Source organism: Virgibacillus sp. DJP39, from assembly GCF_049310925.1.
Lineage (GTDB): Bacteria > Bacillota > Bacilli > Bacillales > Amphibacillaceae > Virgibacillus_F.
The window spans coordinates 54,272-66,332 of sequence record NZ_JBMERP010000013.1 but is presented as its reverse complement, the minus strand read 5'-3'; the positions used below and the strand labels follow the sequence as shown (position 1 = coordinate 66,332).

Here is a 12,061-nt window from a genome sequence, read left to right as displayed (position 1 = left end):
AGCTTTTGCACACTATCAACAGCTTCTTTTAATACACCGGATGCTTCTTTCACCCGATTCATCATTTCATCCTTGCTTATTTTCGGACTTTCTTTTATTTTAGTTGTGATGTTAGTGACTGTTCCTTTTGCATGACTAACATTCTGCTTCGCCTTTGTCCGTGTGCCTTTGCTGAACATAGTAGCAGTTCCTCCGGCTATTGCTCCTATAGCTACACCTTTTAAAAATACACTTTTTCCCTGAATTTGCTGTTGATTTTGAGTTTGAGTTTGCGTTTGCACAATGATCAGCTCCTTCTATTGTCTATTAAATTATCCTATATAGTAGATATACCACTGCAGCTGCTCTATTAAACTATGAAATCTTTCGTATCCTAATTAATCTAAACGTCCACACATACATTAGTGCGCCTAATAAAGTGCTAAGGAACAAAATATTAAAGGTCCATTCATAGCCAATCCAGACTGTCAATGGAATGGCTATTGGTGCAATGGCACGGCCAATCGCAAAACGTAAACTGCCGGCAGCAAAATATTGTCCTCTCATATGTTCAGGAGAAACTTTTGCAATAAAACTTTCCTGAATTCCTACAACCATTAATTCAGCTACTGTGAAGATCAACATGCCGAATGCTATTACCCATATACTTATCGTGTATCCGAACAGGAGCATCGCCACACCGTACAAGCACGAGGATATGACAAATACATTACGCTCATTATACTTGGTCATCCATTTTGATATGAAAACAGTGAAAAGAGCGACTAACAGGCCGTTTTCAGCGATAATCCAGCCGAAAGCTTTCTCTCCCTCAACACTGACGGACCAGTCACCAATAGAAAATAATTCCTGTAAAGGGACTTTTTCATGCATATAAACCGCCAGTAATAAATCCATCTGCATAAAAGCCTGGGCAGCAAATATTCCACCGCCAATAAATAATAGAAAAGCTTTATCATTTGCGATTACTTTATAATCTTTTAATTGTTCTTTTATCACGTGACGCAAATTGCTTTTTTGTTTTTCTGTACCAGTCGATACTTCTTCTTTATAAATAGGCACGGTTTCCCTGATTAGCTTGTAAATTAAAACCGTCATCAAAAAGCTTGCAGCAGCACTAGCTATTAGGAGAGCGAATCTATGCTCAAAGAAAAGGATCCCTCCCAGTATCGGACCAATAACAACGGATATATTTATCGCTGTATAAAACACAGCAAATACTTCATTGCGATGTTTTTCAGGCACCACGTCTGCTACCATTGCATGACTTGCCGGCCAGTAAAAAGAACCGAAAAAACCAAGTGCGGAAAAGCAAATAAAGCTGAGCATTGCCGACTCAAGCCATGGAGAGTTTGCTAACGCAAAACAGACAAAAGAAATCCCCTGACCAAACATCGATATCGTCATCATTTTTTTACGACCAAATTTATCTGCACAATACCCACCGATTAGACCTGTGAATACACCAACCAGCTGCGAAGCGATTAACAGAATCCCAGCAAGTTCCTTACCCAGATGTTCCGAAAAATAAATTGCCATAAACGGAAAAAACATCCAGAATAAAACATTCGTTAAAAATTCTCCAAACAGCCGGACCTTTAAATTACGATCCCAGTCTTTCCATTTCATTCAAATTCCCTCAATTCAGTGATGTTTGGCCATAAGTTGTCTAGCTATTTCCGTACGCTTATACATGAAGAAATACCTATTAAGAAATTATACATTCACCCTTAACTTGCATCTCCGACATTTTACCCTTTTAAAATTTACCACGTACTTTTGTCAAACACAACAAGTTATTTATAGGTTATGGTACTGAAGAAAATTACATCTTCGCCCTATGCTGGTGATTGTTTTTTTTACTGCACCTACTATATGTAAGGATTTTAACTTTCCAAATAGAAATTTAAAAATTCTCCATAGCATTTTTAAATATAGTAAAGAAAGCGCATTCAATTATTTGAAAATTATTAATGTTGTGTTGACATTGTATATAAAACAACTTAAAATGTAGTTTAAATACATTAATCATTTTAAATTAGGTAGTTAAACTTCATTATTGAAGAAAGGTGGATCTTATGTTCAATGGCATGGAGAGGGTTCGACAAGGGAGTTCTACCTTGAGACCATCTGAAAAAAAGGTTGCACAATACATAATAGAAAATCCAAAAGAAATATTAAGTATGCCTATTGCTCGATTAGCATCCATAACTTCTGTTAGCGAAGCCACTATTATCCGGATGTGTAGATCTTTACAAATTAAGGGATTTAGAGAGCTAAAATTGAGTATCTCAGCATCGATTAATGAAGATATAGTTGCCAATGATAGATACGAGGATATTTCAGCTGGGGCAAGCTTAGCAGAAATAATTAAATTTGTTTCAAATAATAATTGCCGTTCGATTAAGAGTACTCTTCCATTAATTGATGAAAATGAATTTAGCAATGCTATAAAACTTTTGGACAGTGCAAGAAAAATAATAGTAATAGGGGTGGGCGCATCAGCAATAGTTGCTTTAGACTTTGAGCAAAAGTGCAGACGAATAAATAAGTGGTGTGAGGCACTTACTGATAGTCACACACAACTTACTTCTGCCGTTCACCTTGATTCAAAAGATGTTGTGGTCGCTATTTCCTATTCGGGTAAAACTAAAGAAATCATAGATACTGTAAATATAGCAAAACAAAAACAGGCTAGTATTATCTCATTAACTGGTTACGGGTTTAATACAGTTCAAAAGTTATCTAACATAAACTTATACGCCTCTCCACTAGAGAACAGTATAAGGAGTGCAGCTACAGCATCTAGAATAGCCCAACTAAATATTATTGATATTTTGTTTACTGGGTTAGCTTCCCTTAATTTCGAACAGTCAGTGGATTTCTTAGATAAAACACGAGACGTCATCCAAAGTAGATAATAGTATTGGAGTGTGCTACAAGTGTCCTTTAAAAAAATTGATTCAATTTTTGATAAATATATTAAAGATGACTATTTTCCAGGTGGCGTTTGCTATGTTTCACAAAATGGCGAAAAACTATTTCATAAAGCATACGGTAAATTGAACAGAGATAAAAATATCCTTTGCGAGCTCGATACTGTTTTTGATATTGCAAGTCTTACAAAAGTTGTAACAACAACTGTCGTTTTGCAAATGGTGACTAAGAATCTCTTATCACTCTCTACACGTTTAGGTGAGTGTCTACCCAATGTGTCTACAAATGAGATTTTATCACCTATCACAATAAAGCAATTGCTAACACATAGTAGCAGTCTAAAAGCATGGCATCCATTCTACTCTCATTTACCAGGGGACAATTTGTTTTATATCTTGAACAATATAGAATTAACTCATAACTTAACGGATAGAGTTGTGTATAGTGATTTAAACTTTATTCTACTGGGAGAAGTTATAAAAAATTATTTTAATACAAGTTTACAAACAATAATAAATGAAAATCTTGCATTTCCGTTGAAATTAAAAACGCTCACATATAACCCGGTAAATAACGGGAACATTGCTGCCACAGAACAAGGCAACAGAATTGAGACAAATATGTGTAAGGAAGGAAATTTTAGTTTTAATAACTGGCGATATGAAAATATCTCTGGTGAAGTTAATGATGGTAATGCCTTTTATTTTTTTGGAGGAGAATCCGGTCATGCAGGTTTGTTTTCTAATGTAGAAGACTTAGTAACATTGGGTGAATTATATTTGAAGGGAGGGATTAATTTAGGGGAAGAATTAATTTCTAAAGTATTAATCCAAGAATCGCTAAAACCTCAGATAGAGAACCGAGGATTGGGTTGGGAGTCATCTGATATTTACCCAGAAGGATTTGGACACACAGGATTCACTGGAACAGCCTTATGGCTAGATCCAAAAAGAAATTTAGTTGTTGGGCTTTTAACAAATCGATTACATGTAGAGACACCTAAGAATATAAATTCCTTCCGTAAAGAGGTTTTCAAAGAAATACTAAATAAAATCGAAAAGGAGTTTTAAAATGTTAAAAAAAGTATTTTTATTTCTTGTAGTTCTTACTATCACTCTAGTAACAGCTGCTTGCTCAGAGGACAGTAGTTCTAGCAGTAACGAAGATGGAGATTCAAGTGCAGATGCAAAGCAAGTGTTAAAAATAGCCAACGACCAGGAACCTGCGGGGCTTGATCCTCATAAAACACCTGCTCACTCATCAGTTCGGGTATATTCCAAGGTTTATGAAGGACTAGTAACATTTGATAAGAACATGGAAATTAAAGGTCAATTAGCCAAGAGTTGGGACCAACCGAATGAACAAACATATATTTTCAACTTGATTGAGGGTGTAAAGTTTCATAATGGACGTGAAATGACAGCAGAAGATGTTTTATACAGTTTCGAACGTATATTAGATGAAGAAACTGCTTCCCATATAAAATCTTACTTTTCTAACGTTGATAAAATAGAAGTAGTAGATGATTATAAAATTAAATTCACATTAAAGGAACCATCAGCAACATTTCTAAATTATTTAACTAACTCTAGTGCAGCAGTGGTTGCTAAAGAAGTTGTAGAAGAAAATGGTGATCTGCAACAAGTTGCTGTTGGAACAGGACCTTTCAAGTTTGTTGAATGGATTCCGGATAACAGTGTAACACTTGAAAAAAATGAAAATTATTATATAGACGGACAACCAAAACTTGATGAAGTTATCTATTACACTATGAAGGAAGAGGCAGCAAGATTATCTGCTATTCGAACAGGCGAGATTGATATGACTACTTTAACAGCAAAATCTGCTTCTTTACTTAAAGATCAAGAAAATATGAATATTATTGATTATCAATCTTTAGAATATAGTTATGTAGGTTTCAATGTCGCAAAAGAACCATTTAATAATGAAAAAGTGAGGCAGGCATTAAGTTTAGCAACTGACCGTAAAAGCGTTGCAGATATAGTATGGGATGGTGATGCAATTATATCTGGCCCTGTAGCTCCTTCCATGGGAGATTGGGCAATTGATGTTACTAAAGAAGAATTATATCAACGTGATATTGAAAAAGCAAAAGAATTACTTGCAGAAGCAGGCTTTCCAGACGGTTTTAAAACAGAAATAACCACTGCTTCAACATATGCAGATATGGTTGATACAGCACAATTGTTACAACAACAGTGGAAAGAAATTGGAGTAGATGCAACGATTAACCAAATTGAATGGGGCGAGTATATAGATACATGGTCTAATACTTCTGCTGATATTTTAATAGGTCGTAATGGGTCTGGAACCGACCCAGACAGGGCATTAAACTATTTCTTCCATACAAACGGTTCTGCCAACGTATGGAATTTCTCAAATACAGAATACGATCAATTGGTAGAGAAGGGAAAGCAAACACTTGACCATGCACAGCGCAAAGAGATTTATAACGAAGCACAAAGAAAGTTAATTAATTTATCTCCAAACTTGTTTTTGGTTTCTCCAATGAAGTATGTTGCGGTTAATAGTACTGTGAAAAACTTTACACCTTATCCACATAATGGAGAAGATATCACAAACGTCTCTAAAAAATAAATTGAAGTGCTGCTTTCAGCAGCACTCTACTCTCTTATTAAGGGTGAATCCATGTGTATACATATATTTTAAGAAGAATATTAATGTTGTTCCCAGTATTGTTCGGTGTATCAATTTTCATTTTTATTATTATGCGAATTGTCCCTGGAGATTTGGCTTTAACAATTTTAGGAACAGACGCAACGCCTGAAGCAGTTGAACAACTCAGAAAAGATTTTGGACTTAATCTACCACTATATCAACAATATCTTAATTGGATAGGTGGCGTAGTGACAGGTGATTTTGGAGAATCTATGAGGACAGGTAAAGCTGTATTGCCAGATATCTTAAACCGTTTTAAATTGACATTTGAGCTAACATTGATTTCGGCTTTTATTTCATGGATTATTGCTATACCTCTAGGAATAATCGCAGCGATGAGAAGAAACAGTAATATCGACTTTGGAGTGAGAATTATTTCATTACTAGGTGTATCAGTGCCTAACTTTGCATTGGCAACTGTTATTATATTAGTTTTGGCATTAACATTCTCTTATAGTCCCCCTATAGGTTACGTTGGTTTCTTTGACGAACCTTTTAAAAATCTCGAAATTATGATAATACCCTCTATCGTCCTAGGAACTTCGATGGCAGGTGCAGTAATGAGAATGACAAGGTCTTCTATATTAGAAATATTGAGACAAGACTTTATTCGTACAATTAGAGCAAAAGGTGCAAAAGAAAAGATAGTTATCTTTCAACATGCACTTAAGAATGCTATGATCCCTATCTTAACAATTATTGGATTACAAATAGGGACACTTTTAGGTGGGACAGTGATAATCGAACAAATTTTCTCGTTACCAGGTCTAGGCCAATTGGTACTCACTGCTATAACTCAAAGAGACTTTATAGTTGTTCAAGGGGCTGTGTTATTTATAGCATTCGTGTTTGTCATGATTAATTTACTTGTAGATATTCTTTACTCCTATTTAGATCCAAGAATAAGCTATAAATAAGATTCTATTATTTAGAGAGAGTGATTTTTATGAAACAGTTCTTAAAACGTTTAATACAAGATAAAGTAGGATTACTGGGAGCTATTGGGATCGTGTTAGTGATTTTAATAGCAGGCCTAGCCCCATTAATAGCACCTTACAGTCCTGAACATATGTTTACTAAACACACAATGGAAAGCCCAAGTGTACAATTCATCTTTGGTACGGATGAATTTGGGAGAGATATTTTTTCTAGAATCGTGTACGGTGCACAAGTTTCACTCCAAGTCGGGCTTATTGCCGTTGGAATAGGTGCGTCTCTTGGATTGATTTTTGGATTGATAAGCGGATATTTCCAAGGTAAGGTAGATCAAATTATTATGCGAATAATGGATGTCTTTTTTGCTTTCCCCGACATTCTTCTTGCTCTAGCAATTGTTGCTGTTTTAGGACCAAGTGTAACAAATACAATGATTGCCATAGGAATTGTATTCACTCCAGTGTTCACAAGAATAGTTAGAGGAACAGTAATTGGTGTTAAAGAAAATGAATATATAACCAATGCAGTTGCAATTGGTGTCTCACCTATAAAAATTATATTCAAGCATATTACGCCGAATATCATGGCCCCATTTATTGTACAAATTACATTGGGACTATCTGGAGCAATTTTAACTGAAGCAGCCTTAAGCTTTCTAGGACTTGGTGTACAACCTCCAAATCCATCCTGGGGGGTAATGCTCAACTCAAGCCGAGCTTATATGGAGTTTGCTCCATGGACCATTCTGTTTCCGACTGGCGCTATAGTTTTCACTATATTTTGTTTTAATTTATTTGGTGATAGTTTAAGAGATATACTAGATCCAAAACTTAAATAAACTATGTAAAATAGGGGTGTTAAAGATGCAGAAGACTATAGGTATAGGTCTAATGTCAGGAACTTCACTAGATGGTATTGACGCAGTTCTTGTTGAATTAGAAGGATCAGGTGACAATGTAAACGCAAAAGTCATTGACACTTTAACAAAACAATACTCTAAAGAAGTTCGAGAAGAGATACTAAAATTATGTTCACCAGATACAGCCGACTTACAAAAAATATGCTCCATGAATGTATTTCTGGCGCGTGAATTTAGTCTAGCTGTATATGAGTTATTAGAAAAAGCAAATATGTCGAATAATGAAGTGGACTTTATTAGTTCTCACGGGCAAACAATATATCATCAACCATTTCATGGAGAAGACAAAGTTGATGTCCCTGGAACGTTACAAATTGGTGATTTATCTGTACTTTCAGAAGAAACCGGGATAGCAGTAGTTGGAGATTTCCGTACAGCTGATATGGCAGCCAACGGTCAAGGAGCACCACTAGTTTCGTACGTGGATTATTTACTATTTAGCAGTGAGTTAAAATCACGTGCCATACAGAATATTGGTGGGATAGGAAACGTTACGTATATTCCTAAGAACAGTTCCAAAGACTCAATTCGTTCTTTCGATACCGGCCCTGGGAACATGGTAATTGATGAAATTATTACAAGAATTACAAGCGGCAATAAAAATTATGATAAAGATGGCCAAATGGCATATTTAGGTACTATAAATCAAGATTTATTAAACAAATTGATGGAACATGAATACTTTTCGTTAATTCCTCCAAAAACCACTGGGAGGGAATTATTCGGGAAAACATATGTTGATGATATTCTCAACAAATTTGGTCATATAAATACTGAGGATTTAGTAACAACGATTAGTGAGTGGACCGTTGTGTCAATTGTGCATAGTTACAGAGAATTTTTAGAAAAAGCAGGTTATCAAATTGATGAAATGATAGTTGGTGGTGGCGGGAGCTATAATTCTTATTTGATAGAGCGATTAAAACATCACTTGCCGAACACCGAGGTACACACGCATGAACATTTTCATATTTCCAGTGATTTCAAGGAAGCTTTGGCCTTTGCAATATTAGGCTACCAGTGTATTCATGCGAACTACAACCAAATCCCTTCTGCAACCGGAGCTGATAAACCAGTAATAATGGGGAAAATTGCATACACTCAACCTGATGCATTTAATCGTATGGACTCTTCAAGGAGAGGGTTAAAATGAACAATATATTAGAAATTAAAAATCTCACAATAGATGTAAACATTGATAAGCAGAAATTTAATGTTGTAAATAAAATAAATTTGTCAGTTAAAAAGAAACAAAAGTACGGCATAGTTGGTGAGTCGGGAAGTGGCAAGAGTTTAACAGCCTTGTCCATCCTAGATTTACTCCCTGATGCATTAAGTGTTGGGAATGGAGAAATTTTTCTTAATGGCACGACTAATCTAACAAAGCTCTCAAAAAAGGAGATGCTAAAAATCAGAGGGAATGAAGTATCTATGATATTTCAAGAACCAATGACTGCGTTAGATCCCCTGTTTACAATTGAACACCAAATTGCAGAAGTATTGAAATTTCATGGACAATATACTAAGAAACAGACTCAGGGTCTGATAATTGATATGTTAGATAAGGTCGGCTTCGCTAGGCCTGAGAAATTATTAAAAAACTACCCACACGAACTATCGGGTGGAATGAGACAAAGAGTAATGATTGCAATGGCGCTTATCTGTAAACCAAAACTAATAATAGCAGATGAACCAACAACAGCTTTGGATGTAACTATTCAAGCACAAATTCTGGAACTAATGAATTCGTTAACCGAGGATTTTGACACTTCTATACTAATGATCACACACGATTTAGGGGTAATTGCGGACACCTGTGAGCGAGTAGCAGTAATGTACGCTGGGGAATTAGTAGAGGAAGCTTCAGTTATAGAATTATTCAAAAACCCGACTCACCCTTATTCAAAGGGGTTGTTAGATTCTGTAAAATCATTAGGCGATAGAACGACTAAGCTATACTCTATTCCGGGCAATGTTCCGACGCCAAAACAATTGAATAAGTCTGGTTGTCGTTTTGCTTCTCGATGTCCACATGTAATGGATATTTGTCACCAGGAAGACCCTCCATTATTCCCGATAGATGAAGACCATACAAGTAAATGTTGGCTTTATGCAACGGAGAGGCAGGTTAACACATATGAGTACAAGTAACGCAATACTAAAAGTAAAAGACTTAAAAAAACACTTTCCAAAAAAAGAAGGAATATTTAACAGAACTAAAAACTATGTTCGTGCGGTGGATGGCGTAAGCTTCGAAATAAATGAGGAGGAAACATTTTCACTAGTAGGTGAAAGTGGTTGTGGTAAATCTACAACTGGCCGTTCTATTCTAAGGCTACACGAACCTACATCAGGTGAAATTCTATATAGCGGGAAAAATATATTGGATTATACTAAAAGAGATTTCCGAAAGGTTAGAAAAGATCTCCAGATGATATTCCAGGATCCATATAGTTCATTAAATCCTAGAATGACGGTTAAAAATCTTTTGCTTGAACCGCTTCTAACTCATAATATTTGTTCGAAGAAGGAAGCAACAGAGAGAATTATAGATATTGCAGATAAAGTAGGGTTATCGAAAGAGCAAATTAACCGCCATCCTCATGAATTTAGTGGCGGCCAGCGTCAACGGATAGGAATTGCCAGAGCACTGATTTTAAAACCAAAGATTGTAATCCTTGATGAAGCTGTATCTGCTTTAGATGTTTCCATACAAGCGCAAATACTAAACCTCTTAATTGATCTTCAAAAGGATTTAAAGTTAACTTACGTGTTTATATCTCATGACTTAAATGTAGTAAAGCATGTGAGTGACCGTGTGGGGGTAATGTATCTTGGACAAATGATGGAGATGGCCAGCACGGCATCACTTTACAGTAATCCTTTACATCCGTATACAAAGTCACTTCTATCAGCAATACCATCAATAGATCCTACAGATAAAAGAGAACGAATTATTTTGCAAGGCGATGTTCCTGATCCATCTAACCCACCATCTGGCTGTCCGTTTAGACTTAGATGTCCAAACGCTTATGACCATTGTGCAATAGAGAAGCCAATTTACCGGGAAGTTGAATCAAATCATTGGGTGGCATGTCACTTATATAATTAAACCTAATATAGTTAAGTCATTTCAGGAATATTACGTAAATACTAAGCAATTTAGAATAAGTTATTTTAACTCCAATTATTTCATATGGAAACAAAGGAAATATGAGTAAATAAACTAATTAAAAGAGGTTTTATTAAAGGATAAATCAATAAAGGGTTAGTTGATGGTAATCCTTTTTAGAACGTTATTTAGCTTTCATTGTAGAACATTATCATTTTTGCAATGCAAATAAGTATTATGACGATAGACGATATATATAATTTTAAGTAAGGGGATTAACATGCTATGGAACTTTCGAGTTTAACTACTGAAAAGCGTAACGTTAATAGTATGGCATTGGATACAATGTCAACAATAGAGATTTTAACCACTATAAATCAGGAAGATAAAAAAGTAGCTGAGGCTGTAGAAAAAGTTCTCCCTAATATAAATGAATCTGTTGAACAAATTTGTAAAGCATTGAAAAAAGGAGGACGCCTTTTCTATGTAGGGGCTGGGACAAGTGGTCGACTTGGTGTAATTGATGCATCTGAATGCCCCCCTACTTTCATGACACCACCAGAGATGGTACAAACTGTTATGGCCGGGGGAAATGAAGCATTTTTCAATGCTGTTGAGGGATCGGAGGACGATGAAACTCAAGGCGCTAATGATATAAAAGCCAAAAACCTTTCTGACAAAGACGTTGTAATTGGTATTACCGCTAGCGGTCGAACACCATACCCGATTGGTGCATTGAAATACGCTAGTGAAATTGGCGCATACACAGTATCACTATCATGTAATGAAAATTCATTGATTAGTCAATTTGCCAATAGCGTAGTAGAAGTTGTGGTTGGCCCTGAAGTTCTAACAGGATCAACCCGGATGAAGGCAGCAACAGCTCATAAAATGATTTTGAATATGATTAGTACAACAACCATGATAAAGCTGGGCAAGGTTCATGAAAATTTGATGGTTGACGTACATGCTAGCAACTATAAACTTAAGGAGCGAGCAAAGAGTACTATCATTGACATCACTGGAGTTTCGTACGCTGAAGCTGAAAATACACTAAAATTAACAAATAACGAGGTTAAACCAGCAATTGTAATGATTAAAGGAGGCGTTACATACCAGGAGGCATTGGACGCAATTAGTTATAGTAATGGATATGTCCGGGAAGCTATTTACTATGCGATGAAACAATGTTTGAAGTAATCTCAATAATTTAATGATCTAATAAGCGTACTTTTGATTGAAGCACTACATAAGAAATGCCGGGAACATTAACTGACCCAATGATACGAGACAAAAAAAGGAAATAAGCTGCTTTCATCCTAAAATGTATAGGACAAAGGCAGCTTACTTTTTATAAGTATAATGAAAGTGTACGTACTATATTTTCTAGAACAATAGAATTTTTTAAACGTCCCCCGTTTGAGAGGAATTCTTTTGGCTCTACGTTGAAGAGTGGA

The 12,061-nt window shown here is 35.7% G+C and carries 10 protein-coding genes and 1 pseudogene; 9 read left to right on the top strand and 2 right to left on the bottom strand.

Annotation, left to right across the window (positions count from 1 at the left end):
- Both ACOI1D_RS06815 and ACOI1D_RS06810 read right to left on the bottom strand, forming a co-directional pair.
- A pseudogene (locus tag ACOI1D_RS06815) lies at positions 1–281 on the bottom strand (hypothetical protein); the annotation flags it as partial.
- A gap of 73 nt (positions 282–354) precedes the next feature.
- Complete coding sequence (locus ACOI1D_RS06810; RefSeq protein WP_422500301.1) at positions 355–1,629, bottom strand: MDR family MFS transporter; 1,275 nt, start codon at positions 1,627–1,629, stop codon at positions 355–357.
- A 449-nt stretch (positions 1,630–2,078) separates the two neighbouring features.
- Between ACOI1D_RS06810 and ACOI1D_RS06805 the strand changes: the two genes are divergently transcribed.
- The 9 genes from ACOI1D_RS06805 (at position 2,079) to murQ (ending at position 11,804) form a co-directional block, all read left to right on the top strand.
- On the top strand, positions 2,079–2,921 hold the full coding sequence (locus tag ACOI1D_RS06805; RefSeq protein WP_422500299.1) for a MurR/RpiR family transcriptional regulator: 843 nt from the start codon (positions 2,079–2,081) through the stop codon (positions 2,919–2,921).
- 21 nt (positions 2,922–2,942) lie between these two features.
- Positions 2,943–4,007: a serine hydrolase domain-containing protein gene (locus ACOI1D_RS06800; RefSeq protein WP_422500297.1), complete on the top strand. Its 1,065-nt coding sequence runs from the start codon at positions 2,943–2,945 to the stop codon at positions 4,005–4,007.
- Between the two features lies 1 nt (position 4,008).
- The gene (locus ACOI1D_RS06795; RefSeq protein WP_422500296.1) at positions 4,009–5,556 is read left to right on the top strand and encodes an ABC transporter substrate-binding protein; all 1,548 of its coding nucleotides are present in this window, start codon (positions 4,009–4,011) and stop codon (positions 5,554–5,556) included.
- A gap of 53 nt (positions 5,557–5,609) precedes the next feature.
- Positions 5,610–6,554: an ABC transporter permease gene (locus ACOI1D_RS06790; protein WP_422500295.1), complete on the top strand. Its 945-nt coding sequence runs from the start codon at positions 5,610–5,612 to the stop codon at positions 6,552–6,554.
- Positions 6,555–6,583: 29 nt separating this feature from the next.
- A complete protein-coding gene (locus tag ACOI1D_RS06785) occupies positions 6,584–7,411 on the top strand; it encodes an ABC transporter permease (protein WP_422500293.1) in 828 nt (275 codons plus the stop codon).
- Between the two features lie 25 nt (positions 7,412–7,436).
- Positions 7,437–8,645 (top strand): anhydro-N-acetylmuramic acid kinase AnmK, encoded by a 1,209-nt coding sequence (anmK, locus tag ACOI1D_RS06780; RefSeq protein ID WP_422500291.1) that lies wholly within the window; start codon positions 7,437–7,439, stop codon positions 8,643–8,645.
- Positions 8,642–9,643: an ABC transporter ATP-binding protein gene (locus ACOI1D_RS06775; protein WP_422500290.1), complete on the top strand. Its 1,002-nt coding sequence runs from the start codon at positions 8,642–8,644 to the stop codon at positions 9,641–9,643. The genes anmK and ACOI1D_RS06775 overlap by 4 nt, the downstream gene beginning before the upstream one ends.
- The gene (locus ACOI1D_RS06770) at positions 9,630–10,604 is read left to right on the top strand and encodes an ABC transporter ATP-binding protein (RefSeq protein ID WP_422500288.1); all 975 of its coding nucleotides are present in this window, start codon (positions 9,630–9,632) and stop codon (positions 10,602–10,604) included. Before ACOI1D_RS06775 ends, ACOI1D_RS06770 begins: the two co-directional genes overlap by 14 nt.
- A gap of 285 nt (positions 10,605–10,889) precedes the next feature.
- Positions 10,890–11,804 carry an N-acetylmuramic acid 6-phosphate etherase gene (gene murQ, locus ACOI1D_RS06765; RefSeq protein ID WP_422500286.1) on the top strand — a complete coding sequence of 305 codons (915 nt, stop codon included), beginning with the start codon at positions 10,890–10,892 and terminating at the stop codon, positions 11,802–11,804.
- The last annotated feature ends 257 nt before the right edge of the window (positions 11,805–12,061 follow it).